Annotated in this window: 26 protein-coding genes, 6 pseudogenes and 1 riboswitch; of the genes and pseudogenes, 9 read left to right on the top strand and 23 right to left on the bottom strand. The window is 38.7% G+C overall.

Features of this window, described 5'->3' with window-relative positions; translation table 11 throughout:
- Positions 1–245: 245 nt before the first annotated feature.
- Entirely contained in the window at positions 246–833 is a 588-nt protein-coding gene (locus tag NLX67_RS21015; protein ID WP_254313366.1) for a LysE family transporter, read from the bottom strand.
- Between the two features lie 111 nt (positions 834–944).
- Here NLX67_RS21015 and NLX67_RS21010 point away from each other — a divergent pair, with 111 nt between their 5' ends.
- Positions 945–1499 carry a helix-turn-helix domain-containing protein gene (locus NLX67_RS21010; RefSeq protein WP_254313365.1) on the top strand — a complete coding sequence of 185 codons (555 nt, stop codon included), beginning with the start codon at positions 945–947 and terminating at the stop codon, positions 1497–1499.
- A gap of 162 nt (positions 1500–1661) precedes the next feature.
- Here NLX67_RS21010 and NLX67_RS21005 read toward each other — a convergent pair whose 3' ends face one another.
- Positions 1662–2096, bottom strand: coding sequence for a DUF4275 family protein (locus NLX67_RS21005; protein ID WP_254313364.1), 435 nt, complete (start codon positions 2094–2096; stop codon positions 1662–1664).
- A gap of 215 nt (positions 2097–2311) precedes the next feature.
- Entirely contained in the window at positions 2312–3034 is a 723-nt protein-coding gene (locus NLX67_RS21000; RefSeq protein ID WP_254313363.1) for a class I SAM-dependent methyltransferase, read from the bottom strand.
- A 147-nt stretch (positions 3035–3181) separates the two neighbouring features.
- Here NLX67_RS21000 and NLX67_RS20995 point away from each other — a divergent pair.
- A pseudogene (locus NLX67_RS20995) lies at positions 3182–4301 on the top strand (IS3 family transposase); the annotation flags it as partial.
- A gap of 203 nt (positions 4302–4504) precedes the next feature.
- On the opposite strand, the gene NLX67_RS20990 reads toward NLX67_RS20995, so the two are convergent.
- A complete protein-coding gene (locus NLX67_RS20990) occupies positions 4505–5647 on the bottom strand; it encodes a Gfo/Idh/MocA family protein (protein WP_254313362.1) in 1143 nt (380 codons plus the stop codon).
- Between the two features lie 23 nt (positions 5648–5670).
- The gene (locus tag NLX67_RS20985) at positions 5671–6546 is read right to left on the bottom strand and encodes a sugar phosphate isomerase/epimerase family protein (RefSeq protein WP_254313361.1); all 876 of its coding nucleotides are present in this window, start codon (positions 6544–6546) and stop codon (positions 5671–5673) included.
- A 233-nt stretch (positions 6547–6779) separates the two neighbouring features.
- Between NLX67_RS20985 and NLX67_RS20980 the strand changes: the two genes are divergently transcribed.
- Positions 6780–7004 carry a hypothetical protein gene (locus NLX67_RS20980; protein ID WP_254313360.1) on the top strand — a complete coding sequence of 75 codons (225 nt, stop codon included), beginning with the start codon at positions 6780–6782 and terminating at the stop codon, positions 7002–7004.
- 444 nt (positions 7005–7448) lie between these two features.
- Here the strand turns inward: NLX67_RS20980 and NLX67_RS20975 are convergent, their stop codons facing one another.
- The 8 genes and pseudogenes from NLX67_RS20975 to NLX67_RS20940 all read right to left on the bottom strand — a co-directional run bounded on the left by NLX67_RS20975 (position 7449) and on the right by NLX67_RS20940 (position 15326).
- On the bottom strand, positions 7449–7796 hold the full coding sequence (locus NLX67_RS20975; RefSeq protein ID WP_254313359.1) for a tyrosine-type recombinase/integrase: 348 nt from the start codon (positions 7794–7796) through the stop codon (positions 7449–7451).
- 103 nt (positions 7797–7899) lie between these two features.
- Positions 7900–10302, bottom strand: coding sequence for a bifunctional diguanylate cyclase/phosphodiesterase (locus NLX67_RS20970; RefSeq protein ID WP_254313358.1), 2403 nt, complete (start codon positions 10300–10302; stop codon positions 7900–7902).
- Between the two features lie 364 nt (positions 10303–10666).
- A riboswitch (cyclic di-GMP riboswitch) is annotated at positions 10667–10755 on the bottom strand.
- A gap of 627 nt (positions 10756–11382) precedes the next feature.
- Positions 11383–11604 (bottom strand): hypothetical protein, encoded by a 222-nt coding sequence (locus tag NLX67_RS20965; protein WP_254313357.1) that lies wholly within the window; start codon positions 11602–11604, stop codon positions 11383–11385.
- 176 nt (positions 11605–11780) lie between these two features.
- Positions 11781–12155, bottom strand: a complete 375-nt coding sequence (locus tag NLX67_RS20960; protein WP_254313356.1) for a tyrosine-type recombinase/integrase — start codon at positions 12153–12155, stop codon at positions 11781–11783.
- A complete protein-coding gene (locus NLX67_RS20955; protein WP_254313355.1) occupies positions 12148–12909 on the bottom strand; it encodes a tyrosine-type recombinase/integrase in 762 nt (253 codons plus the stop codon). Before NLX67_RS20955 ends, NLX67_RS20960 begins: the two co-directional genes overlap by 8 nt.
- Before the next feature lie 1032 nt (positions 12910–13941).
- Positions 13942–14262 (bottom strand): annotated as a pseudogene (locus NLX67_RS20950) (YdhK family protein); the annotation flags it as partial.
- Between the two features lie 273 nt (positions 14263–14535).
- Positions 14536–14637: pseudogene (locus tag NLX67_RS20945) on the bottom strand (putative PEP-binding protein); the annotation flags it as partial.
- 86 nt (positions 14638–14723) lie between these two features.
- Entirely contained in the window at positions 14724–15326 is a 603-nt protein-coding gene (locus NLX67_RS20940; RefSeq protein ID WP_254313354.1) for an HNH endonuclease, read from the bottom strand.
- A 467-nt stretch (positions 15327–15793) separates the two neighbouring features.
- Between NLX67_RS20940 and NLX67_RS23365 the strand changes: the two genes are divergently transcribed.
- Both NLX67_RS23365 and NLX67_RS20930 read left to right on the top strand, forming a co-directional pair.
- Complete coding sequence (locus NLX67_RS23365; protein WP_375143439.1) at positions 15794–15973, top strand: IS3 family transposase; 180 nt, start codon at positions 15794–15796, stop codon at positions 15971–15973.
- Between the two features lie 288 nt (positions 15974–16261).
- The gene (locus tag NLX67_RS20930) at positions 16262–17062 is read left to right on the top strand and encodes an SDR family NAD(P)-dependent oxidoreductase (RefSeq protein WP_254313353.1); all 801 of its coding nucleotides are present in this window, start codon (positions 16262–16264) and stop codon (positions 17060–17062) included.
- A 77-nt stretch (positions 17063–17139) separates the two neighbouring features.
- On the opposite strand, the gene NLX67_RS20925 is transcribed toward NLX67_RS20930, so the two are convergent.
- From NLX67_RS20925 to NLX67_RS20915, 3 genes and pseudogenes are all read right to left on the bottom strand, one after another.
- Complete coding sequence (locus tag NLX67_RS20925; RefSeq protein ID WP_254313367.1) at positions 17140–17439, bottom strand: hypothetical protein; 300 nt, start codon at positions 17437–17439, stop codon at positions 17140–17142.
- A gap of 759 nt (positions 17440–18198) precedes the next feature.
- A pseudogene (locus NLX67_RS20920) lies at positions 18199–18522 on the bottom strand (GTP cyclohydrolase II); the annotation flags it as partial.
- A complete protein-coding gene (locus NLX67_RS20915; protein WP_254313352.1) occupies positions 18506–18652 on the bottom strand; it encodes a hypothetical protein in 147 nt (48 codons plus the stop codon). The gene NLX67_RS20915 and the pseudogene NLX67_RS20920, both read right to left, overlap by 17 nt.
- Before the next feature lie 399 nt (positions 18653–19051).
- On the opposite strand from NLX67_RS20915, the pseudogene NLX67_RS20910 reads away from it, so the two are divergent.
- The 3 genes and pseudogenes from NLX67_RS20910 to NLX67_RS20905 all read left to right on the top strand — a co-directional run.
- A pseudogene (locus tag NLX67_RS20910) lies at positions 19052–19190 on the top strand (cysteine synthase A); the annotation flags it as partial.
- An 11-nt stretch (positions 19191–19201) separates the two neighbouring features.
- Complete coding sequence (locus NLX67_RS22935; RefSeq protein ID WP_256520061.1) at positions 19202–19330, top strand: hypothetical protein; 129 nt, start codon at positions 19202–19204, stop codon at positions 19328–19330.
- Positions 19331–19648 (top strand): OsmC family protein, encoded by a 318-nt coding sequence (locus NLX67_RS20905; RefSeq protein WP_256520060.1) that lies wholly within the window; start codon positions 19331–19333, stop codon positions 19646–19648.
- A gap of 193 nt (positions 19649–19841) precedes the next feature.
- Here NLX67_RS20905 and NLX67_RS20900 read toward each other — a convergent pair whose 3' ends face one another.
- Positions 19842–20837 (bottom strand): ABC transporter substrate-binding protein, encoded by a 996-nt coding sequence (locus tag NLX67_RS20900; RefSeq protein ID WP_254313350.1) that lies wholly within the window; start codon positions 20835–20837, stop codon positions 19842–19844.
- Positions 20838–21196: 359 nt separating this feature from the next.
- Positions 21197–21496, bottom strand: coding sequence for a helix-turn-helix domain-containing protein (locus NLX67_RS20895; protein WP_254313349.1), 300 nt, complete (start codon positions 21494–21496; stop codon positions 21197–21199).
- A 150-nt stretch (positions 21497–21646) separates the two neighbouring features.
- On the opposite strand from NLX67_RS20895, the pseudogene NLX67_RS20890 reads away from it, so the two are divergent.
- A pseudogene (locus NLX67_RS20890) lies at positions 21647–21900 on the top strand (glutamate synthase); the annotation flags it as partial.
- A 70-nt stretch (positions 21901–21970) separates the two neighbouring features.
- Here the strand turns inward: NLX67_RS20890 and NLX67_RS20885 are convergent.
- From NLX67_RS20885 to NLX67_RS20865, 5 genes are read right to left on the bottom strand one after another with little or no spacing between them, the layout of a single operon-like run.
- Positions 21971–22417 carry an OsmC family protein gene (locus NLX67_RS20885; protein ID WP_254313348.1) on the bottom strand — a complete coding sequence of 149 codons (447 nt, stop codon included), beginning with the start codon at positions 22415–22417 and terminating at the stop codon, positions 21971–21973.
- A gap of 11 nt (positions 22418–22428) precedes the next feature.
- Positions 22429–23343: a cysteine synthase A gene (gene cysK, locus NLX67_RS20880; protein ID WP_254313347.1), complete on the bottom strand. Its 915-nt coding sequence runs from the start codon at positions 23341–23343 to the stop codon at positions 22429–22431.
- Between the two features lie 26 nt (positions 23344–23369).
- The gene (locus NLX67_RS20875; protein ID WP_254313346.1) at positions 23370–24125 is read right to left on the bottom strand and encodes an ABC transporter permease; all 756 of its coding nucleotides are present in this window, start codon (positions 24123–24125) and stop codon (positions 23370–23372) included.
- Position 24126: 1 nt separating this feature from the next.
- Positions 24127–25137, bottom strand: coding sequence for an ABC transporter substrate-binding protein (locus tag NLX67_RS20870; protein WP_254313345.1), 1011 nt, complete (start codon positions 25135–25137; stop codon positions 24127–24129).
- A gap of 18 nt (positions 25138–25155) precedes the next feature.
- A complete protein-coding gene (locus NLX67_RS20865) occupies positions 25156–26001 on the bottom strand; it encodes an ABC transporter ATP-binding protein (protein ID WP_254313344.1) in 846 nt (281 codons plus the stop codon).
- Between the last annotated feature and the right edge of the window lie 669 nt (positions 26002–26670).

The following is a 26670-nucleotide window of genomic DNA, read 5'->3' as shown; positions in this document are numbered from 1 at the left end:
TTGAAATTGAACAAGCCATACATAAATACATCGAATTCTATAACACCTCAAGGTGTCAAAAGAAACTACATAATCTTCCCCTGTTGAATATCGTGTGAAGGCTATGTAGCTCTTTATGAGTGTCTACTTGACGGGGGGCAGATCAAGTAATTATGTTGCGTTAGTAAATGAGTTTTATGGTTCGATTTTTCAACTAACGCCCCCGTTTGTTTAATTGCAATATTTCACAAACTTTTTTGATTTACTTATTTCTCTAAAAATATGGATACGGCACTATATAGAAGTAATAAAGCCATAACCACATTAAAATGACTTTTATATCTTGTTAAGAATTTTTGAAACAAGGAACCGAACAAACTCCAGCAAACAGTGCCTGCAAAACCGACAAAAGCAAGAAACAGTGAATATAAAATTAAACTTATATTAGTACTGTAAAATGGTATGACAAATGTAGATATAGCTGTGATTCCATACAAAATAACTTTGGGATTTATGAACTGTAAAAGCATTCCTGTATAAAAGCCATTATTATTTTTATGGTCATTTTCCTTATTATCCTCCTTACTAAAAATTATCTTTATAGCTAAGTACAACATATAGATAGAACCAAAGATAGTCATTCCGAATTCTATTTTAGGAATGGTATTTTTTAATAACAAATTAAAATAGCTGCACAATATCATAACGACAAAAAAACCAGTACCAACTCCTAAGCAAAACTTTATCGTTTTTTTGAACCCGTACTTATTAGCTGATAACATTGCCATTATATTGTTAGGACCTGGAGTAAAAGTAGTAACAAAAACGTATAACAAAAATGATAATGTAGGCAAAATAAATCCTCCTCCGAATGTATGTTATAATGTCTAAAAAGTCATTATAACGTCTTACGTTTTATTGTACGATACTGACGTTATATTGTATACAGTCTAAGGAGTGTTTTTATGGAAGAGATTAATCTCATCGTTGCAAAGAATTTAAAGGCTTTGAGAGAAAGTAAGAAATTAAGCCTTGAAAAAGTGGCTGAGCTTACTGGGGTTAGTAAAACGATGATTGGACAAATTGAAAGAGGTGAATCTAGTCCTACCATTACAACGATCTGGAAAATAGCAAATGGGTTAAAAATTTCGTTTACTTCACTAGTAAATTCACCGCAGCCTGATACAAAGGTAGTCCTAAAAAGTGAGGTACAAACACTAACAGAGGATAATGGGAAATACCGATTATATGCTTATTTCCCATTCCAAGATAATCGACGATTTGAGGTTTATTCCATTGAAATAGAAAAAGGCGGGTATCTTAGTTCGGAATCCCATGGAGAAGGAACTGAAGAGTTTTTAACTGTTTTTGATGGTGAATTAACAGTAAGAGTAAATGATACTGAATATACCATATCAACTGGAGATTCTATAAGATTTAAAGCGGATAGACCTCATTCTTATCATAATTCTGGAGAAATAGTAACTCGATTAAGTATGGTTATACACTATACGATATAAAACCCCCGTTTTTGGGAACGGGGGTTTTATATTGTTATTCTTATCAATGGAACCATACGTTGTTAAACTAAACTGCCCTTTAGTTGAAGAAGAAAAAAGACCGGTTGGAACAGCAGCCGGCTCTTAAACTCTTGCACCTACTACTTGAATAAGAAGGATTCTCTACTCCTTCTTTGACTGATAAAAGTATGGTCCACAATATTCCTCATGAGTAAAAACATATGTCCATGTAAAATCTTTATCCACTACATAAACATCTTCTAAACAATCGTCAACATCTTTTAATATGTCTTCTGCCTTTAGAATTTTAGCGTTTTCAAGCAATAATACACTTTGATTGTCACGGTAAAAAATATAACAACCTTTTTTCTTAACCTTATTAAATGCATCCCTTGCTTTTTGTTCTTCTAAACAAGAAAGTTTATTATAGCTAAATACATGCCATAAGTGCTGATGAAAATAAATTTTTCCTTTTTGGGATTTGCTAAGGTGCTTGGCAAATGCTTCTTCCCACTGTTTCCGTAAATCTTCTTTTTTGCTTATCAGTTTCGTAACAAGGATTCCTTTAGACTTTAACAAGTTAATCTGCTGTATCATTTTTGAAAATAACACCTCTTATTCCATTCCTGCATTATGTCTATTCAGCTTACTTTATTTCCTTTTGTTTTGCTAACCTGCTCTTTAGTGAGGAAAAAAAGACCGGCCGGAACAGCAGCCGGTTCTTAGACTCTTGCCCCCGTTAATTGAATAAGAAAAGAGGCTTCTTCCACAATTGTGCCCGATTGTAGGAGACAAGAAGCTCAAGTTATTCGTTATATTTCCATAAACTTTTTTGACGTAGCTTTTACTATAAGGAAATGAGGGCTGGTCATGAGATAGTGATAAGATTTTTCTTTCACTTCTTTCATCTTTTCTTGCGGTTGGGGTTCAATCAGTTTATCGAGATTGAAAAATTGCGTAGTTTCATTTATGATGCTTTGCATAGGTCTTCTGTAAAAGCTGACATCAATAGTAATATTAGGTTTGTTCCAGGTTTCTGTTAAGAATTGGGTTTGAAAGTAATCCTCGCAATTATGGCTTGTATAGTCCATAAATGGGTGATGAACCGAAAATAATAAGGTTCCGCCTTCTTTTAGAATACGATTAAATTCTTGAAATGTGTAAGTCCAATCCTTTAGGTAATGAAGCGTAAGCGAGCTTACAATCACATCAAAGGAATCATCCTTAAACGGAAGGGTTTCTTGAAGATCATGACAAAGGAATGTCGCTTCTTCTCCTAAACGCTCCTTCGCTGCTCTAACCATTTCAGGACTTACGTCTATACCAGTAACTTCTGCCCCTTGTTGAAATAATTGAGAAGAATACCATCCAGCCGAACAACCGGCATCAAGCACCTTTTTTCTTTTTAATTGGGGTGGCAAAGCCGTCAGCATAGCTGGGCGTTCATAATAAGCGTTATAAGGACTACCCTCATCAACATCGTGTTGATATGTATTGGCTAACTTATTATAAATATCTCTCGTAGAATTTCTCATTTAATTCCCTCCTTTAACTCAAGTATATTAACTACTTCGATTTCCTTTCAAGAATACCTACTTGTTTCACTAAACTGGAGTTAGTATAGTTTCATGGACACAGTTTAATTAAGTCCTTACAATTATTTTTGAGAAGATGTGTCCGAATTGGAATGTAAACCTGCAGGTAAAAAATATAACGATGACTTTAAGAAAACGATTGTGGATTTGTATCATTCTGGAAGCCCAGTTAAAGAATTAAGCAGCGAATATGGCGTATCCGACGTAACGATTTATAAATGGGTGAAAGACTTTACCCCTATCGCTTCAGAGAAAGAGGCCCTGATCCAGAAAGAAAACCTTCGGTTAAAACAGGAGGTGGAAATCCTAAAAAAGGCTATGGCCATATTCGCGAAAAAGTAACGGAAGCAGAGCTCAACAATTTTATTGAGGAACACAAGGATCAATACCCCATCCAGAAAATGTGCGAAGTACTGACCGTGCCAAGAAGCAGCTACTATGGTTCCCTTGGAAAAATAACGTCAAAGCGTGAACAGGAAAACCAGAAATTGACGAAGGAGATCCAACGGATTCACCTGGAAAGCAAAGCACGTTATGGCGCTCCGAAAATTCATAAAACCTTATTAAACAGCGGGTTTTGTCTGAGTTTAAAGCGTCTCCAGCGCTTAGTGAGAAAGGCAGGCATCCGTTCGATTACCAAGAAAAAATACCGTCCTTCCCCCTCAAAAGAAAAGGTTGTTCAGCTGGGTAATCTTTTAAAACAAGACTTCTCTACCTGCACGATCAATGAGAAATGGGTGGCGGATATTACGTATATTCCTACGGTAAAAGACGGCTGGTGCTATCTGGCCTCTGTATTGGATCTGCATTCGAAAAAATCGTTGGCTATTCTTTTTCTCGTTTTATGACAGCGGAATTGGTGATCGAAGCACTCCAAAAAGCCTGTTTTTCTCAAAAGCCCCAAAGGGGCTTAATTCTTCATACTGATCTTGGCTCACAATACACCAGCAGTGAGTTTACTCAGCATGTCCAAAAACACGGAATCAAGCAGTCTTTCAGCCAGAAAGGCTGTCCTTATGACAATGCCTGTATAGAGTCGTTTCACGCTATATTAAAGAAAGAAGAAGTTTATCACACGGAGTATACAGACTATCGGGCAGCAAAGCTGGCCATGTTTCAGTTTATAGAAGGCTGGTACAACAGAAACAGAATTCACAGCAGCATCGGCTATCAGACACCTCAAGCCATAGAGGATCAGATTATAAGAACGTTTGTTCCTGTAACCTGTTCTTATCATATAAAAAAGGAAAATCCTTTCCTACCGTTAAAACGACTTTCTAACGACAATTTTCTGACTTTTGAGAATTTATCGGAGCCATTTTCAACTGACAAGGCTCTGCACATTTCATTAAAAAAGGCATTTCATCTTTTGATGAAATGCCTTTTTGTCCATTTTGTAAAGGGCTGTTCTTAATTTACCGTCAGCAGATCGCCGTCTTTGGAAAACTCGATTGTTTTGCCGGTTTTAGCTGATTGATAGATTGCTTCTAAAATTTGTGTTACAACATATGCCTGTTCCGGTTTGACCAACGGTTCAGTGTCATGAATGACACACTCAAGCCATTGGCGGGCTTCAGAAACTTCTGGAGCTTCAGCACCGGAATCAAAATACGCAATTCCACCGCCTGTTGCCGGTTTTGTTTCAATGAACTTCCCGTATTTCGTGCTGTTAAACACCAATTCAGACGTACCATATTGGCCAGAAGGACTGGCTTTCATTTCCGCTCCTCCTTCTGTACCAGCTAATGATGTCATCGCTTCACGGACGTCAGTTGTATTTAATGCCCATGCGCATTCTAAAATAATAGTGGCCCCATTTTCCATTTGAATAAAACCAAAAGCGGAATCTTCCACTTTAAACGTTTCTGGATCCCAAGGCCCAAACAGATTTCCTTCAGATTTGTCAGCAAGTTTATGATAAACAGAGCCGGTGACAGACTTTGGTGTATAATTGTCCATGCACCAAAGCGTTAAATCAAGCGCGTGTGTTCCGATATCGATAAGCGGTCCGCCACCCTGCTGTTCTACATCGAGGAACACACCCCACGTCGGAACAGCCCGTCTGCGGATCGCATGTGCTTTTGCCATATAAATGTCGCCAAATTCTCCTTCTTTTGACGCCTGATACAGTACTTGTGAATCTTCTCTGAAGCGGTTTTGATAACCGATCGTCAATTTTTTGCCGGTCCGGTCTGCTGCTTCAAGCATCTCTTTCGCTTCTTTTGAATTGATCGCCATCGGTTTTTCACACATAACGTGCTTGCCTGCTTCAAGTGCCGCGACCGTAATGAAAGAATGCTGCAAATTCGGTGTCAGTACATGCACCACATCAATGGATTCGTCCAGCAAAAGCTCCTGATAATCTGTATACACAGCTGCATTCTCTGCGCCGAATTCCTGCGCCGCCAGCTGAGCTCGCTCTTCAACCACATCACAAAATGCGGTCATTTCCGCTAAATCCGACAGCTTTGCCAGTGCCGGCATATGCTTTTGATTAGCAATTCCCCCGCACCCAATAATTCCAATTTTCAACTTTTGTTTTGCATTCGACATACTTCTCATCCCCTATTCTTCATTTAAGCGTTAATATATCCGCCCTGCACATATCGTTTCATTACGTTCAAATCACTGGCCAGGCTTTCAAATTTGTCTCCCTGCACGCCTTCATTTTCAACAATGGCCCAGCGGATCGTTCCTAATTCTTCTACCTTTTGATAAACCGATTCTAAATTGACAATCCCCGTTCCCAGGTTTACAAAATCATCCGGCTTGACATGATTTTTATAAATGTCCATCACTCCACCCGCTTTATCAGCTACGTCAAAGACATTCGGATGCTCTACCTGTCTACCCAGATCTTTTTGATGGATCATATCACACCGGCTTCCGAGCTGTTCAAGTACGGCCAGTGCATCGTAACCACCGCGCGTGACCCAGACGAGATCTAATTCAAATTTTACATAGTCTGGATCTGTATGTTTCACAAGAAGATCGAATAAAGAAGTTCCGTTTAGCTGCTTAAATTCATGAGCGTGGTTATGGTAATAAAAATCCGCTCCTGCAGCCCGGCATTTCTTGCCGACTTCATTCAGTTGCTCAGCCACTCTCATCGTGTCATCATACCCATCAATAAATGCCATCGGAAAAACAATAGAACGGCAGCCCAGTTCCTCATTGACTTTTAATACGTGATCCCAATCGCCATCTTTTATTTCCTGCCCTGGCGCCACTCCTTCATGCGCTGCAAATGCATTGAGACCCAGCTCATCCAATTTCTCTTTAATAGTCCGGGTGGAAAATGTGTCGCTGAAACGTTCACCTGTTGAAAAATTAGCAGAAATCAATTCTACATTTTGATATCCCATCGCCGCTATTTTCTCCAACGTTCCAATAAAATCATTGTTTAATTCACGGTAAGCAGAATAAATGTTAAGACCGATAGACGTGCTCATACCATAACACCCTCTCTTTTTTACAGCTAGAAAGCAACCGCTTTCATTAAGGCACAAAGATGAAACTCCCTCCTTGTAACTTTACTATTCAATATGTAGCATTGTAAATCCTTCTTCTTAAATAACACAGGCTTTATCCCTTGAGAAGTAAGGGATAAAGCCTGTGTTACTGTGTATGTTTGAATGCGACATAATATAAATGTCAAGATGAACGTAGTTCTTACGAAGATTTGGTGAAAGACGAATTCGATACTTGGCTGATGCAGCATCCATTTATTCAAGTAGTCAGCCAGGGCGGTTTTAACAGCTTCCGGCAAGCATTTACACCGGCGAATAATCAAATCACTCAAGTTTATGGCCGGTGGCACTTTATCAGAAATGCCAAAAAGCAGCTAGATTCCTTTCTTCCTGCCCTGGTGCCAGCAATGATCGCATTAAATGTAGAGCGTCCGTACTAGCCTATTTCAGCCATTCCACTGACGCGTACTGAACAGAGAATGAAAGAACGGCAATACGAAAAATGGAAGCTTATTCAGGAGATTCAGAAGGCGCATAAAAAAGGAAAGAATATTTTCAGAATCTCAAGGGAATATCAATTAAACAGAAGAACGGTCACTACTTATCTTAATATGGATGAACGACCTGTATTTTCACGTAGGCGCTTTAAGGCAACAGATGCATTCAAAGAACAGACCATTGAATCAATTCACCAGATTTGCGTAAGAACCATTTTAAACTCGGAAATGACAGTTGGCAGAAATATTGAATTAACAGCGTGTTGTTTATACGCTAAAAGCTCCTCCTCTTTTCGCTTACATTTTTTTCTGAATTTCAATGTTCAGCCAATTTTAATTTTGGTATTAATCTATAAAGGAGTTTCTTTTATGTTTATATTAGTAGTTTTAGAAATCTTGTGTGGATTCATTGGTAGTAAGACGGGCGAAATACTGCCCCCTGCTGTTTGGAAATAGTCGTTCAGCGCTATCAGACGGAAATTCCGCTGATAAAAGCCGGATTTTCCAATACTTCACAATACTGTCCATTACTTTATCCCGAAGCGGTATATCCCGCTGTTTATTCCTCTTTCCGAATACATGCAGATAAAAGCCGCCGAGTATTGGATCAAAGCGGACGTCCGATACTTTTAAACGGCACAGTTCATTGTTTTTCATTCCAGTTCCTGCCAATACATGAAGCGAGCTGAACATAATGGGGTTGCGATCCTCAAAATAGTCGAGCAACTGAATCACTTCATCCGGCCTCAAATCAGGGTGACATCAAATTAACAAAAACCGATATTTTAACGGATATTGTTTAAGTTAGTTATCGAACATTAAGAGAAAATAATCTGTTTTATTGTTGACTCCTAATTAATGCTGTAAATTCTTCTGCTGGTACAGGAGGACTTAATAAATATCCTTGCGCCTTAGTACACTTCTGTTCTTTTAAAAACGATTTCTGGTCCTCATTCTCGACCCCTTCTGCTATAACATCAATATTTAAACTTTTGGCCATTGAAATAATGGCCTTTACTATTGCTGCGTCTTCAGGATCATGAATTACGTTATTCATGAAGGATTTATCAATTTTCAGCTCATCAATTGGCATCTTTCTCAAATAACAGAGCGAACTATGTCCAGTCCCAAAGTCATCCATACTGATATTGATTCCAATACTTTTTAAATTATGTAATATTCTAATAGTGGCATCCACATCTATCATAGCCATACTTTCTGTAATTTCAATATTAAGCAGTGATGGTTTTAATCCTGCTTCTTTTAGCGTTTGTTTAATTACATTTACTACGTCCGGCTGTTGGAACTGAACAGCTGACAGGTTGACCGAAAGCTGTAATGGATACATCTGTTTCTGCCATTTTTCCCACTGAGAAATGGCGGTGTGCAAGATCCAATTGCCTAGAGGAATGATTAATCTTGTCTCTTCTGCTAGTGGAATAAAATCTTTTGGCTGAATCAATCCCCGTTCTGGATGATTCCAGCGGACCAATGCTTCTGCTCCGATAATTTGACGGGTATAAATGTTAAACTGAGGTTGATAATAAACAACAAATTGATTATGTTCTATCGCCCTGCGCATTTCGTTTTCTAACTCTAACTGCTGATAATTCATATTACTTTCTAGTTTAAAAAATGAAAAATTATTTTTCCCTTGCTCCTTCGTTTTATACATAGCAGCATCTGCATTTTTCATGAGTGTTTCACTGTCTTTTCCATCTTCCGGATACAATGATAGCCCCATACTAGTAGTGATAAATACTTCATGTTCTTCAAGGTGAAAAGGCTGGATCAAGGAATCGATGATCCGTTGAGCGGCATCTGCAGCCGTTTGTTCAGTGGCATTTTTAATGATGAAGGTAAACTCATCCCCTCCATTGCGAGATACTACACTGTGTGTATCCAAGCATCCACGCAATCTTTCTGCAACATTACATAATAGTAAATCACCAAAAGCATGTCCCAATGAATCATTAATAATTTTGAATCGATCTAAATCTAAGAATCCTACGGCAACCATGGTGTTGCTTTCTTGGGCTTCAGTTATTGATTTTGTAAGCTTTTCATTAAACATTCTCCGATTGGGTAAACCCGTGAGAGTATCATGGTACGCCATATGTCTGATTGTTTCCTCTGCTTTTTTGAAATCTGTAATATCACGAGCATAAACAGTAAAAACAGGGGGTCCGTCTTTTTTTATTCTTGTGACGGTCATTTCAACAGAAAATTCCTCTCCATTTTTCCGAACCCCTGTATGTTCTAAGCGTCTATTAAGCATCATTTCTTCATAGTCCTGAATGAATGGCGAGGAAAATGAAATATTGGTGGATGATGAACACAAAAAAAGTGTCTCCATGTTTTGGCCGGCAATTTCCCGATAGGAATAACCAAATATCCTTTCTACCGAAGGGTTGCATTCCACTATATTTCCTTGATGATCGATAATGATCACGCAATCCAAAACAGATTCGAGAATGGCCCCTTTAAATGCTATCTCTTCACCAAGCCTCTGGTCTAAAATAAAGGAACTCACAAGAACAATACTTAAAATGACAACTACACTTACCGCAATAGAAATGACAATTGCATGAATATCATAATTGACTACTGTTCCGCCTATTATGCTGTCATGGCTAGCCTGAAAATTTGCGGCAGCCATTCCGGTATAGTGCATTCCAGTTATCGCAACGCCCATAACAATCCCACTAACAAATTTAACTTTGGTGCTCATACCCTTTTGACTATCTCGATACTGGAATGCAAGCATTAATGCAATAATACTGGCACCTATTGCAATGAAAAGCGAAATGGCAAAAAGGGCGGGATGATATGTAATATAAAGACCTTTCATTGCCAGCATGCCTATGTAGTGCATACCGCTAATCCCTAATCCCATAAAAGTACCGCCTAGACATAGTTTCAGCATACTCATTCTAGGGTGACAAATAAAATAGAGGCCACATAAAGATGCAGCAATAGCTACAACAATAGATGTAACAACGAGAAACACATTGTAACTTATAGCAACTGGCAATTTAAAGGCCAGCATAGCAATAAAATGCATGGCCCAAATCCCAATTCCCATTGCACATGACCCGCTTATCAGCCATATTTTCTTTTTCCAGCCTTTTGAGAAATTAACTCTTCTGGCTAGATCCAGGGCTGTAAGCGAAGCCATAAAAGCAATAATATAGGAAAGAACAACCAATGACATATCGTGAGTCCCATGCATATGTTCCATCGTTAAATCTCCTCGTTTCCCTTAACGGTATTTAAATACGGATTCTGCGTTAAAATAGCGAAAGATCGGCTTGCCACTTCACAAGCGATTTTATATGTTACACCTTTTCACAATTGATCTTTTCATTAAAAACTCATTAATCAAAATAAACATTAAAAAAGATCGAAGCTGAGCAACAGATTCTCCATACGTTTAATCACAGAATTAAAATTCTAATACAAGTAAAAAATAAAAAAGACTACCTTGGCTGGGTAGTCTTAAGCTCTATAAGCTAATTAAAAGTCTAGTGATCTTTTCTAGGTGTAATGTTTTACTGATCTGAAAAATATAATTTTTCCTAGAACTTTTAAAAGATAAGAAAGACTGTGGTAACCCAGCCGTCTAACCTATTACTTAGGTTTTAGACCTGTGGCTTTGCGTCCCCGCCTTTCGACGGGTTTGCCTTTTCACAAATAATTTAAAACGATCTAACTACTTACAAACTTACCACATTTAACCTACTAATGTAAATGATTATAAGGTAAAATACCTAAAAATTCATCGAATTATTTGGTCCGATATGATTATTTTCTTTACTCGCAGTAAATTATGTCTTCGTCTTCTTTTACATTTAGAAAAATCATTCTTCTCAAAAAGATATTAATTAAGAATGCAAAGACATTAATAAAGGTAAAAATCCTCCTTTTATTTATAGCTCTGTTGAAACTTTTTGTTGATTTTTGAATATTAGTTGCATGTATTAATCTTCCCAATAAAAAAATGCATCAATAATTTATACGGTAGGATTGTAGGTATTTCTGTTTCAAAAGGTAGTGGTTGACTAACATAGTTACGGTCTAAAACCTTGAAACAGTACCGTCCTAACACTTTCCTTATTCCTTCGGCCTATTCATTCCAGTCACCTGGTGGTAAAAAATCGACAGTGTTACTTCCCATATAATCACTACCTCCTCCTCTTGCATGCTTCGTAACTTAGCGCTCCCCAATAACAGATACAGGAGCAAGACGACACAGATAAATTCTAATTCCATCAATCCACAATACACCATCTCGTTCACCAGAATAACTACCATATTTTTCTTAGAGAAAAACATCTACACATGAAGCGTAACCGCTTCCATAGCTTTCAAAGTCACCTTCATATTTAATATTTTTTATCATTGCCAATGAACCAACCGCTTTAGAGATATAATCGTTTACAGCGCGATGGTTGTATTCTTTAAGATTGTATGGGTAAAAATCTCCAACGGGTTTTGTCTCAATTATTCTATTTAATTCTTCGTTTCCGAAATTTAAAGACACAAAAATTCCTCCTCGTTAGCATCGGTTAATTATTTTATTTTCAGGTCCTCCCTATTCTTTGAATAAAGAAAATCAACAATAACAGAGCCTTATTTATAAGGATATATATTCCGGAAAACTTATGGGATTTTCATTTTTAAGATGAAAAATCTCATTTATTTTCCGTGTTTCTTCTATTATATATATCGTCCGAGCGCATTGTCTTTCCACTGATGAACCACATGCTGCTCCCGCTCCATGATCTTCTGTAAATAGATCATCGTTGTCTCGATTTTTTCATGACCCAAAGCACGCATGATCGCATACACATCACTGTTGTTCATGTAGCTGATAATCGCAAAGCTATGTCTGAACTCATGTGGTGTGATTCTCTTTTTCCGCGCCTGGATTGACAAGATCGGTACTTTCTCTATTTCGTTACCCAACATGGTCGCAAAGTAAGATGGGCGGAACGCTTTCCACCGGCTGTTCGGAAACAAAGGTTCATCACTGCTGCTTGGAAAGTCTGCCGGCAGGAGCCTAGTTTTCCGGTACAGCACAACGCTATCCATTACCATTCTGACGAAGCGGGATATCCCGCTGTTTGTTCCCCTTTCCGATTACATGTAAATAAAAACCGCCAAGGATGGGATCAAATCGGACATCCGATACTTTTAAGCGGCACAGCTCATCATTCCGCATACCGGTCCCTACCAGCACATGAATCAAAGTAAACATAATCGGATTACGGTCTTTATAGTAGTTCAGCAGCTGAATGACTTCCCTTGGTCCCAAGTCACGGTTCGGCCGGTCATCTTTCCGAACCGTTGCCGGGCGCAAACCTTGGTGAATCGGTTGCTTGAGATAGCGATTCTCGTGCAAAAAATGAAAGAAACTCTTAAGGATGGTCGTTTTGCGCGCGAGAGTTGCCGCTGAATAAGCCCCTTTCTTTTTCACATGCGGGCTTTCTTCTGCAAGCCAGGACTGGTAGCGCCGCAGATGCCTTGGCGCGAGGCTTTTAAATAAAGATCCTTCTTCAATCCGCTCAATATTCAGCCCGATTTCCTCTCGAAACTGTAATAAATTTTGGATCAGTTGAGACAGCTCCCTTTCGTACTCTTTTAGGGTCCGATCCGAACGTTCTGCTTCTTTATTCAAATTGACACTGCGGTACAGATAATAATGAAGCACATCTCTATCATTGAAATAAAAAAACGGATCTTCTTTTTCTTTTTCAGCCCGATCCATCCGTTCAAGCAACTGCATGGCTGCTTCCATCCGGTCAGCCGGAAAAAGCGGCTGGCTGTTCGGGTTCAGTTCAAACATATGTCTTCCTCCTATCTCTTCGGATGAATGTTCCCTCTCTTTTTTGTCTGCGGAAAACTTTCAATTGTTTTTCTATGCGATCATCTCTATTTTTATATAATAAGATGATCATTTGAAAAATTTTATATATATGATTCTATCTGTTTTTTTTATTTTATTTTTATCATTCATATTTTATTTTTATCATTCATATTTTATTTAATTATATCATTATTTAATTAAACCTATTTTTATTTGATCTAATCTAGTGAAAAAAAGCGTCTCTTTGTTTCATTTATTATAAATGATTAAAAATTTATATGATAAATATTTAAAATAAAAAATCAAAATTTTATTTAAATATATAAAATTATAAAATTATTATAATCATTAAAAAACAGAACAAGAAATATATAGTTAATTTTTAGAATAATTAAGAGAAAACATTAACATACACATACGTTACAAAACAATAAGAAATAAAAAAAAGCGAATTGAATAACGGAATGGACTCTTTTTTGAATATTCCAGTATCCGGAATGAGAAAAAGGATGAAGTAGCATCCAGTCATCAAATTGATCTTTTCGGAGAGCCGCAAGCTGTTTGCGGATTTTTTCCAGAGGATGTGTTGGTGAACCGATTTGAAGAGAAACAACATTTAATGATCAAGAAAGTTTTACTGGAAACGATAAGTGATGTAGGAGCATGTTGTTAGCATAAATCTTTGTGAAGTTTCGCAAAGCATAAAAAACAGCCAGGCGGGGACCTGAGTATAAAAGCCGCTTTATTGCTCAGGAGTTAGGGTATTTTGAGTGATGCAGTAACAAGTATGAACTAAAGATACTCTTGCAATACCCATAACATACGAAATCGTGTGAAGATACGTACATAGATACTTTTTAAAGGATGGATAAAACCCATGCAAATTAACCAGGAGAAATACTATTCAACAACAACAAAAATCCGGGAGATGCCTAAAAAGGTATCTTCTGGATTTTTTATTCTGGGAGTTCTTAAAACAGTCCCGTTATTCAATAAGCTTTAATTCAAATATTATTCAGCCGGTGATAATTCACTTTCTGTTATCCATTTATGGTTTTTAACTTCTTCACCGCCAGTAGTCGAAGTGTAATCAACCATATAGACAGTGGTCTCTTCTGCTGAATCAATTTCAGCTGTTGCACCATTCATACCTTCCATGTGATCTACATTTACTGTAACTTCAGTTCCAGGTTCTAAAGGTGCCTCACCAGCATCCTGCAATTCTTCATGAATCACCCACTTATGATCTTCCACTCTTTCTCCGCCAGTAGTTGGAGTGTATGAAATAGTATAAATAGTAGTATCATATGCCCCTACAATCGTTGCTTCAGCTCTCAATTCTTTCTATCCCCGGACTAAGAACGATGATGGCCTCTGACTTTTTTAGTTATTCTTTAGTTAAAAGATAACTGCCAGCGTTTAACAAAAAGCCAGTAAGAAGGCCAACTCCTAGTATGAAAAAGCCAGTAAGAAGCCATCGTTTTTTTCTAGTTTTCATTAATGTTTTTCTCCCTTCTTTGAAAAGGGTGTGTTAATTGAACGTATTCCCTTATTACCTTAGTTATCGTCGCGGCTAAATCCAAAAGTCGTCTGGGTTAAGAGTCATTTGAAAAAGTCCGCTTCTGCTGCCATCTGGTCCGCTGTAAGAGCTGCGCGTAGAATTTCAATCATTGTGCCGATTGTCAAATCAATATGCATTCCTGTTTCTGCATGCCCCTCCATTCAGCAGGGATACGTTTTACACAAATGAAAAAAAGAGAACTCTAAGCAGCTCCCTCTCTATCATTATTTACTTAACTGCTCAACGCAGAACTTGGCTCATTTACCTGACTTAAATATGCTATGATTCTTTGCTCTCTTGTTTCGTCGTAAAACAGCTGATTTCGATACCAAACAGAAAAGTCCATATCGTTCTTGCTGGAGTTACATACGGTACATGCTGGAATAATATTTTTCTTGTCAAAGCTGCCGCCTTTTGAAAACGGAACAACGTGTTCAAATGTTAATTTATTTCTTTTTCCGCAATACGCACACTCATGGCCGAAATGATGGACGGCTTTCTCCCACTCCGAATCGGTCAAAGAAAAATCACCCCGCTCCCGGTGCCTTCTCTCCTGCGCCTCTTTTGCTCCGTTCTTCACTCTCTTTTGTTTAGCTGCAGCGTATTGGTATAACTCTTGAACGTCGATCAGTTCTTCGAAGCCGGTCAACTTTTCCTTAGGATGGAGCGTTAAAATAAAATAAGCCGCTTTTTCTCTTTCATAATGATCATTCGCTTCTAAGTACAGAACCACAAATGCTTCAACCATTTGTTCAACGGTGGCAATCGCGTTTTTTTCACTTAAGGTGGCATAATAATGATTGATGAACGCCTTTTGCTTTTCCGTTAGGTTCATTTCACCTCACCTGCCTTTAAGGTATTTTTACAAATACGATTAGCCTTTATTCGTTTTTTAAATTCCCGCTTGGACCTATATCTTCACCTCCCTTAACTCGGTATACAATCTCGGTTGTGTCTGTATGATGAAACATTCCTACATATTACTTCAGAGCTGAAAAAATGTACCTCTGACTGCCGTGTAAACAGTTTTGCTCTGCTTCTTATGAAATATCTATCTTCTTTTTTCTACCATGTTCATTCTTCATTGATTTCTCTTACTTCCACCTTAAGGGGAATGGTTTGCATCCTAAGTAAAGCTGACAAAAAAAGCCTCCTCAATGCAAATTGAGGAGGCAAAATGTTAATATTCGTAGGCGTATCAGCTCATCGACGAAGCATTAGCGGCCTTCAAAATTAGCCACTCTATAAGCATGAAAGGCTGCCTATATGATAATGCCGTGATGGAAGCCACATTTAGAGTTTATCAGCCAGATGAAGTTTGATAGTTTAGAGCATCTTACGCTTGAATTCAGTGATTATCTTAACTGGTTTAACAAGCTGAGAATTCATGGAACACTGGGGTATGTAGCCCAATTGAATATAAACGATCGTCCTTTAAGAAAGTTGTCTGATTTAGTGTTGACAATCCATGCTACGTTCTAATCTTGAGAATATTTTCTCTATCAATGCAGTTTTCTGGACGCCATTTGTCCTTATGTAGTACATTTTAAGATAGGTAAAGCTATATACTTAGCTGTATTTAATAATGAAACATACAACTGCAAATGGGCAGTGCTTTAATGTTTATGCCAGCCAAAACATTGTAGAAACCTAACTCGAAGTGAAAAAATCAATGCCTTATTGACAAGGTCAATACGCGGAGAGCTATTATGATATTCTAGGTCAGAACTACACATTAGCATTTTATCCTAACAAGAAGGTGGTTTTAAGATGGATCTCAACATAAATGATAAGACGGTACTGGTAACGGGTGGAAGCAAAGGTATTGGCAAAGCAATTGCAAAAGCATTTGCAGAAGAAGGTGCCAATGTTGTGATTTGCAGCCGAGGTATCGAAGAATTAAACAATACAAAAAAAGAGATAGAAGAAATGGGTGGGAATATACATACAGTCCAGGCTGATTTAACAAAACAAGAAGACGTAGATTATCTGGTTTCATCTGCTATTGATCGTTATCAAAAAGTAGATATCCTTGTAAACAATGCAGGAATTGCTTCTGGTTTTGATGACTTTGAATCCATTGATATAGAAGAATGGAAAAGCCTTTTTGATGTGAACGTATTCGGAACAGTACGTGTCACAAAAGCCGTCATTCCTTATATGAGAAAAAATAAATATGGCCGCATTATCAATATCTCGTCAGAATCCGGAGTGCAGCCTGATCCCTTCATGCCACACTACAATGCTTCGAAGGCAGCCCTTATTAACTTTACAAAAAGCTTGTCCAAAGCTTATGCATCGGAAGGAATTTTAGTAAATACCGTTTCTCCAGCGTTTATCATGACGCCTCTTTTGGAGGATATGCTTAAAGGTTTAGCTGCAAAGCAGAACGTCGATTTTGATACAGCGGTTCAACAGTTCTTAAAGGAAAACCGCCCGCACGTAGAATTAAAACGACCAGGAACAGTTAAAGAAGTAGCATCAACAGTGGTTTACCTCGCTTCAGAACAGGCTTCCTTTATTAATGGTGTTAATCTTCGCGTTGACGGTGGTTCTGTAGCAAGTCAATAACTCATCGTTAATTACATTTGAAACATTCTTTATTTTTTTATTTTCCTAATCAAAAATCCTCACTGGTGTTAGTTAAATCAGTGAGGAAAAATTTTTAAAGCTCTGAATTTCCTTATTATCATTTTTAATTCTTGAGCTGTTTTACTTAACACTTCCGCTGAAGCTGGTAATTCCTTTATATCTGGTGCAACTGCATCCTCCCTCCTTTCTTCCCTAAAAAGTTTTAGAAAAATATTAATTCTTGTCCTATTTATCCGAACTTCTGATACGCCATATTCTCTGCTTAATTCTTTAACCAGGCTGCCGGAATGATACAAATCCATAATCGTTTTCTTAAAGTCATCGTTATCTTTTTTGCCTGTAGGTTTACGTTCCAATTCGGACACATCCTCTCAAAATAATGGTAAGGACTTAATTAAATTGTGTCCATGAAATTATACTAACTCCAAACCACAGAGCTTTTTAGTAATTAAATGATCTATATTTAACTTAAGTTTTCTACAGAAAGCCTATATCCTGTATTCTCGTTGACCGTAATCCCCTCTTTTATTATCTTGTTGCTTAAAATCTAATGTATTTCTTTTAACCTTAATGGGGCAAAGTTCACCTTGAGTACACTTAACAATTTAAAATAATTATTTGAATTTAGCACATAAAACAAAAATATATGTAGAGCCACAAGGAAACACTCGACATTTCCACTTTATTCCATAACTAGAAAATCTGTGCTTGATTATCCTCCTTTGACAGAATGGCGACCTTTTTGCATAAAAACTACATTTAATCTTTTTGGAAAAAACGCCTCCAGGACAAGCAGTGATGTGCTTACGTACATGAGCATAATAGGTGTAGCTGTGTTTGAACCAATCAACAGGCCATAAAAGATTGCTACAAATACCCTGGCAGTGCGAATAAATGAATTTTCCCCAAAGAAAATGGCCTACTTTTTCATCATATCCGATGAAAGCAAAATCAGAAAAACACCATAAAGCGTCAATGCTTCTATCCCTGTTGAAACCCGGTGTTCGGCCGGTAAAAATGGCACATTTACAATCACAAAACTCAACAATCGAAGCAGGCGCTTCTAGTTCTCAGCTTATGCATTTTCTAAAGCTAAATCCATATAAAACTCATCATTAATCATTTGGACAAGTACCTTCTTCCTCTAAGTGACCGGAACGTTTTACTTTTGTTTGGAGATAGTTCTCATTGAATTCTGATATGTCCCCCCATAACGGCTGTCTGCCTGACACCTTCAAACCAGCATCCTTCAATGCTTCTAGCTTTTTGGGATTATTGGTCATGAGTGTAACTGGTTTAGATCTTAGTGCTTTCAGTACTTTAAGCGCATCGTCATAATTTCTCGAATTATCCACAAAGCCTAAATTTTCATTGGCATCAACCGTATCATAGCCATTTTCCTGCAGGATGTAAGCCATTGCCTTACTTTGGATGGATAAAATCTTCTCTTGCTATTTGTCCTTTATCCGGAACATCCATATAGTCAAAAATATACCCGTAAATAGGGGCATTCCCGTTCATTTGCTTCATTTTCGCCTGACTGGTAAGACCCATCTTGTAGGCTGTCACCTTGCAGCCTGACTCCGTTTTTAAATTAACCCCTGCTGCACCTTGTATCCCATTGACAGACTAAAATCTGCGTGTTGATCGGAAATGCAAGAAACCGCCTGTTTCTGTTTCTCGGCTTTGATTAAATATTCAGCAAGACCTCTGTAATCAAGCAATTTGCATCTTCCTATTCCGGCATCTCACTTTTTAAGGTATCCCCCACCGCAAAGCGATTTTTAGGAATTTCGTCCACAATAAACCGAATACTTGTTAAAGGAGCTCCAAGCGATTCGTGAACAGTACGGGCAACATTACGTCTACATGTTTCGATGCCTGATTCATCATCGCTCATCCTTTTAAGAGTTTTTACTGAATATATACCCTGAAAGTGGAGACTATGAATCTTTTAGTTCAATTTATATAGCCAGCCAAGAAGGTCTTTTTATTGGGCCTTCGGCAGCGGTATTTGCGGCTATTCAAGCATCTGGGAGAAGGCAAGCGAGTGCTGTGCATTGCTCCGGATACGGGTGAGCGTTATTTAAGTATGAATTTGTTTTAGGAGGAAGAGTCATGAGAACAAGAGTAAAGCGAATAAAAAACTTTCAGCAGCTTGCATCTGCCAATTCACGAAGTGTCGTTATTGATCAAGGAACGGATAAAGGCGGAGAAGACGTAGGATTCCGTCCTACCAAGTTGTAGATGATTGGACTGTCTTCTTGTTCAGCAATAACCATGACACGTTACGCAAAAGAACAAAATTACTCCCTTACTGGACTTGAAGTTCATGCAGAGGGTCGTCTCAATGAGCAAGGTGATATTGAGGCGATTACATTTCAAGTAACGCTTGAAGGGGATTTATCACCGGAACAAAAAGCAGATTTCCTTGAATACACAAAAGTAAACTGCAAACTTCTCTGTACAGTAAGTCCCGATATTGCGATTTCATATGAAGAAGTAAAGGAACTAAAAATGATGAACGCTAACTGTTCATTAGAAGATGGAAGTTGTTGCGTGTGAGAGGAGCCTGGCTCCTCTTTTTTTGTCTTTACAAATCATAATTTTAGTCGGTGTCCCGCCGTCATTCAATCAATTCCCGTCATCATTTGCGTTCATCCTGCCGTCGGGAGTCAACATCCCGCCTCCATAAAAAAGAGGGCTGTCCCTCGTCCGTTTTCACCGACTTTCGGGACAGCCCCTGATTTCCTTTCTCTTACTTCATCCATTTCAAATTAAACACCGATTTAATTCCAAACGGTTTATCAATGAGTTTCAACTGATAATTGGCATCCGCAAGTTGTTGATAGAATGAAAAATCATCATCGGAAAACCCGGCTTCATACTTTTGTTTTGCCAGCGCTTGTTCCATCACTTCTGCAGGTGTCCATGTTTTTCCGTCTGCTTCAATCTCGGGAACCTTAAATGCTTCGGCCAGGACAGCAGCCGCTTCTGTCGGTTTTTCATTAATATAATCAATGGATGCCTGGTGCCCCTGCATGAATTTCTCCACTGCATCTCCGTGTTCCTTGACAAATTCATTATGAGCGACAACAACGACAGCAGGGTCCGGAATTTTTTGAACAACCTTTAATCCCCGCAGTTCAGCAAATGTCACGAACGGTTCTCCTAAAAGAGCCGCATCAATTGTTCCTTTCGTAATCGCTGGTTCCATGTTCGGCATTTTCATTTCCATCAAGCTTACCGATGTTTCATCCAACTGCGCCTCCGGTAACAAAAAGCCTCGTACAAGAATATCCGATCCGGTCCCTCTTCCCAAAAACCCAATTTTTTTACTCTTTAGATCAGAGGCTTGCGTAATGGACGAATCCTCTTTTGCGATTAGTCCAAATTCTCCGTCGCCTACTTTAGCAATGACCGAAATATCCGACCCTTTTGACGCCCAATTCACAACAACTGGTATGCCTGTATAAGCGATATCTAATTTCCCAGAAGACAATGCTTTGTTAAGATCAGGCCCGTTTGCAAATTGATAAAACTCAGCTTTAATCCCTTGCTCTTCCATCAATTTCTGCTTTTCTGCAATAATGGCTGGTGCCACCGATAAAATATTCGGATACCCAATTCTGACAGTTTCTTGTGTTTGATCAGCAGTTGCTTGATTAGATGCTCCTTCATTAGAACTGCAGCCGCTTATCATAAAAGCAGCAGCTGCTATAGCCAGTAACTTTTTCTTTGTGAAAGTTATCATACTCATTTCTCTCCTTATAATGCCAAATCGACCTTTTTTTCATTTCCACTTTATTTGTTGCTCAACTAATAGTATATTTCATAAACACATCATAAATGATAATGAGAATCGATGTCAATGAAATAATATTCAAATGACGAAATTCTGCATGACGTACACTTTTTTTGCAAAAAATAAACACCGTCTCAAAGCGGAGAGTCCTGCAAAACACTTGCATTTAAAGGAAGTATCCGAAAGAATTTCTCTTTCGGGTGTTTTTCTTTTACTCCTTTTTTAATAAGCTATTCTTAACGAAACCACACGGGGTACAGGTGATAAACATCTTGAAAAACGGCAAACAAACCGCGATGTCTTTCCATTCAGAACTCTACGAGTTGATTCGTCTTGTACGCCACCGTTTCCAACAGGATCTGCTTCTGTTCCGACGTCAATCGGGACGGCTTTCCGGTGGACACACCCCTTTGAAGAAGGCCATCGATTCCGCCTTTTTCATATGCTTGGACATAGTGGCCAAACGAGTGAGGACAGCGTCCAATGATCTGGGCAATCTCTTTTTTCTGGTAGCCAAGAACAGCCTGGTATCGTTCGAAATCGCGTCGTCCCTGAGCCTTTTTCACGGCTTCCTTTAGTTCATTGGTTGCCTGTTCCTGATTCATCATCGCTCATCCTTTTAAGGGTTTTTACTGAATGTATACCCTGAAAGTGTGAAAGTGGAGACTGTGAATCTTTTAGTTCAATTTATATAGTTAACTTAACAGCAGCTATTTTCGGCAACAAGAGCAAAGTCCGCTCCTTATTCTGACTTCTTCCACAACTTTGGAACAGTCCGGCCACATGGTAAAAAAACTCCGAAAGTCCGAGAAGAACTCTTATATTGCAGGATTAAAAAGCTATAGACGTGCTCCAACATTTCTAATGGTGAACGGGGTATGAGCAGGTTCAATACATTATAGCACTCCTTGTTGGTGCTCATGCAGCTGCTGAGAAAGTAGAACTGGGTCTTCCGGAAACCGGTGTCTGTAGTACAAACTTATCTTTAACCATTAAAATTTCACGCTGTTAAATCGGTAACTAATCACAAAAAGCCAAATTTCCTAGATTAACGGAAATTCGGCTTTTTTAATGGACTCCTCTTACATGCAACAGCTTCCATCTTTTAATGAACAAGCAGCGTTCATCATTTTTAGTTCCTTTACTTCTTCATATGAAATCGCAATATCGGGACTTACTGTACGGAGGAGTTTGCAGTTTACTTTTGTGTATTCAAGCAAATCTGCTTTTTGTTCCGGTGATAAATCCCCTTCAAGCGTTACTTGAAATGTAATCGCCTCGATGTAGCCCTGCTCATTCAGTCGATCCTCTGCATGAACTTCAAGTCCAGTAAGGGAGTAATTTTGTTCTTTTGCGTAACGTGTCATGGTTGTTGCTGAACAAGAAGATAATCCAATCATCCACAGCTCAGTAGGACGAAAGCCTAGATCTTCTCCACCTCTATCCGTTCCTTGATCAATGACGACGCTTCTTGAATTGGCAGATGCTAGCTGCTGAAAGTTTTGTATTTGTTTTACCCTTATTTTCATAATTCTTCCTCCTAAAATAAGTTCATGCTTAAATAACGCTCACCCGTATCCGGAGCAATGCAAAGCACCCGCTTACCTTCTCCTAAACGCTTTGCCAATTGAATAGCCGCAAATACCGCTGCCGCTGCCGAAGGCCCAACAAAAAGACCTTCCTGGCTGGCTAACTTTTTAAATGTATCCACCGCATCTTCATCAGCAATTTGAATAATTTCGTCATAGACGTCCGTATTTAAAATATCAGGAATAAAGCCAGGACTCGTTCCAACTAATTTATGTGAGCCCGGCTTACCGCCAGACAAAACCGGTGACCCTTTTGGTTCCACAACGGCAATATGGAGACCAGAAATCATTTCTTTCAACGCTTCCCCTGTGCCAGTAATGGTTCCTCCTGTTCCTGCTGTCGCCACAAAGGCATTGAGACGCCCTTCCATTTGTTCAACTATTTCAACCGCGGTTGTCGTACGGTGAATGTCTGGATTTGCCTGGTTTTCAAATTGCTGGGGGATAAAGCTTCCCGGGATTTGCCGGTGCAGTTCTTCGGCTTTTTCAATTGCTCCAGGCATTCTTTTTGCACTTGGAGTTAATACTACTTCCGCGCCAAACGCTTTTAAAATGTTAATTCTTTCTTTCGTCATGTTATCCGGCATAACCAAGATGGCCCGGTATCCTTTGGCGGCAGCCGTCATGGCAAGGCCAATCCCTGTATTGCCGCTCGTAGGCTCAATAATGGTATCGCCTGGTTTAAGCAACCCTTGCTCTTCGGCAGCTGCAATCATGTTAAAGGCTGCACGGTCTTTGACGCTCTTAGTAGGGTTGAACATTTCGAGCTTTACATAAACATCTGCCGCATTTCGGGGAACAAGCTTATTAAGCCGAACCACGGGTGTATCTCCTATTAATTCTGTGATATTCTTTGCGACTTTCATCTTGAAAGATTACCTCCCATTTCTGATTATGACCGCGGCGCCCAGGAAATAAATCGTTTCTTTAGAGGCTGTAACAAAACCATTTCAAAAAATAAAGCCATTAATCCGATTGTAATAATACCGACCATTACGAGCGATGAATTTGCCATCTGGCCGCTTGTGGAAATCAGCCATCCGAGTCCGGCATCTCCACCGATCATTTCGGCAGCCACTAAGGATCGCCAGGCAATCCCGAAACCAGTTATAATTCCAGTAAAAGCAGCCGGCATTACTTCAGGCAGATAGACATAGCGGGCTAATTGAAAGCGGTTGGCCCCAAAGCTCAACGCTGCCCTAATATGCGATTGCTTAATTAACTCCATCCCTTGCATTACATTAACTAAGATTGGAAAAAAGGCCGCCATGACAATGACAGCAATCATCGGCGCATTTCCTAAATCAAGCAAGAGAATAAACAACGGTGCCCATGCCATCGGTGGCGTGGCTTGGAAAAATGACACGATGGGATTTAAAAACAAACGAAAAGGGTGACTCAAGCCTGCTAAGGTGCCAACTAAAAAAGCACTAACGGCCGCAATACTAAAACCGATTCCTAACCGGTATAAGCTAATCCAAACATGGCCATAAAAATCAGCAGATGACAGCTGTACGGAAAATTCGTTTAATACAACGAGAGGACCTGGAAAAATAAGATCTGGATAGCGGCTTGCGATTGCGATCCAGACGATGAAAAGAAATGGAATTGATAAACTGCCCCACAACCACTTTTTCGTATTCACCATTTTACTCTGCCCAGCTCCTATCAAATAACGTATTTACTTCAAATGGCTGTTCAATCATTTTTAACTGATGGTTCATATCAGCCACTTCTTGATAAAAGGCGAAATCTTCATCTGTTATTTTATAATCAAAGGAATGGCGTTCTAATGCTTTTAGTAAGACTTCTTTTGATTCCCATGCTTTACCGCTTTCATCTGTAACCTTTGGTACATTAAAGTTTTTGACAAGAATGTCAGCCGCTTGATCCTGGTTTTCTTGAATAAAGGCAATGGATTCTTTATGGCCTTCCAGAAACTTTTCTACCGTTTCTGGCTGATTTTTCAAAAACTTATCTGTTGCTAATACGACGAGAGCGGGATCCGGTATTTCCTTAATCACTTCCAAGCCCCGCAATTCAGCAATAGATAAAAAAGGTTCAGCAGCGACAGCTGCGTCTACACTTCCCTTGACAATGGCTTGTTCCATGGCCGGCATTTGCATTTGCGTAATTGTGACATCCGTTTCCGCTAAACCGGCTTCCCGCAGTAAAAGCCCTCTAAGCAGAATGTCTGCTCCACTCCCTTTTACAATGGAACCGATTTTTTTGCTTTTTAGATCCTCAACACTCTTAATTCCAGATTCAGGATTGACCATCAATCCAAATTTCCCATCGCTTACTTTTGCAATGACTTTGATTTCAGCTCCTCGTGACGCCCAGTTCACAGCTGCAGGAACGCCAGCATACGCAATATCTAATTTCCCTGAAGACAATGCTTTGTATAAATCAGGACCGTTTGAAAAAGAATAAAATTCACTTTTTAGCCCTTGTTTATCAATCAACTTTTCATTTTCCGCTACAACAGCGGGTGCATTCGATACAATATTAACGTAGCCGATACGGATTGTTTCATCAGATCCTTCTTCTGCTTGATCATTGCTTGAGCTCGATCCACATCCTGCAAGAATGGCCGTAAATACGGTTAAGATTATTAAAAAATTAAATATGTTTCTTCTTTTCACTGCAAAATTACTCACTATTTCTTCCTCCATATCTTAAATACCAGAACCTAGTTGTTCTCCGTTATGTGTATGCCCTTCTTTCAAATTTTGGATCAGCTGTCTTTTATATTCATTAAACGCTGACGTTAAGCGCACCTCCGCGTTGCGGGGGCGTGGCAAGGCAACGTTAATGACATCAAGAATTTCTCCACCGCCATTTTGCATAATGACAACACGGTCGGATAAGAAAACAGCTTCATCAATGCTATGTGTAACCAAGATAATAGTCATGCCCGTTTTTTCTTGAATACTTAGCAATTCATCCTGCATATTCTCCCGTGTTTGTGCATCTAACGCACTAAACGGTTCATCCATTAATAAAATTTCCGGATTTGTCACGAGTGTACGAGCTATGGCGACACGCTGCTTCATCCCACCAGATAAATCTAAAATACTTTTGTGCTCGTAACCGGATAGTCCTACCAATTGTATGACCTCCATGCTTTTCTCAATCCGTTCCTTTTTTTCTACACCTTGTATTTTCAAGCCAAGCGCCACGTTATCAATGACGTTTAACCATGGAAAAAGAGCTAAATCTTGAAACACAACGGCACGATCGGGTCCTGGTTTTTTTACGGGTATTTTATTTACACAGATTTCACCATTGGTAGGCTGAACAAATCCAGCAATAACATTTAATAAAGAACTTTTCCCACAGCCACTTGGTCCAATGATACTAACAAATTCGCTTTTTTCTATTTCAAGAGAGACATTTTTAAATATCGTTTTTTGCCCGTCGTAAGAAAGATTTAAATCGTCAATGGTCAATATGTCAGAGGACTCCTTCTTTTTGCTGGTTGTAGCATTATCTTGTAATAAGTTGTGTAATTCTTTTCCCAATATAATTTCCTCCTTTCTTTTGACTTAATCCCCACTAAGTTTATGTGATAACCTAAAATAGACTTTATCAATATCCTTGCTCAAGTTCAAACCCTAAGTTACATTAGCATTTCCAACAAAAAAGCACCCTATTGGATGCTGGATAATAAATCAATATTTCAAAAAGGATAAATATTATCTTTGTTCCACGTTATAATTGATATACCAATATATTCATTTTAATTTTAGAATAAGTATAATTAAAGATATTAAGTTATTCCCCTTTTATTTACATAAATACAAATGATCTTTAACTGAAACTTCTTTGTATATTTTAATACTGGGCATTCTTCTCTTTTTCCAGCTTGACTTGAAGACGTAATTCTTCTAACTCATTTAAAAGCTTCATGACAAGTTCATCACTTTGTCGTAACTGTTCATTTAAAAGAAGAAGTGTTTCTTCCTCCCACTTAAAGGGATCGCCGTTGTCTGGAGTTCGTCGGAGATTTTCATATATATCCCCCTCCTCAACTTCGGTTGGACGAAAATAGACAGCTACTTCACATCTTGTATCCCCTACAGCTATTCTTTTTCGATTTCAAGAATAGCTTCAATTTCTTCTTGGATCTTTCTATCCACAGAAAGAGAACGTTTTTTTCTTAATTCAAGATCCATTTCTTTATCAATAAA

It is taken from the genome of Domibacillus sp. A3M-37 (genome assembly GCF_024213455.1).
In the GTDB taxonomy this organism is placed as follows: Bacteria; Bacillota; Bacilli; order Bacillales; family Domibacillaceae; genus Domibacillus; species Domibacillus tundrae.
Note: the sequence above shows the minus strand (reverse complement) of the source record. Positions and strands in the feature narration are given on the sequence as shown.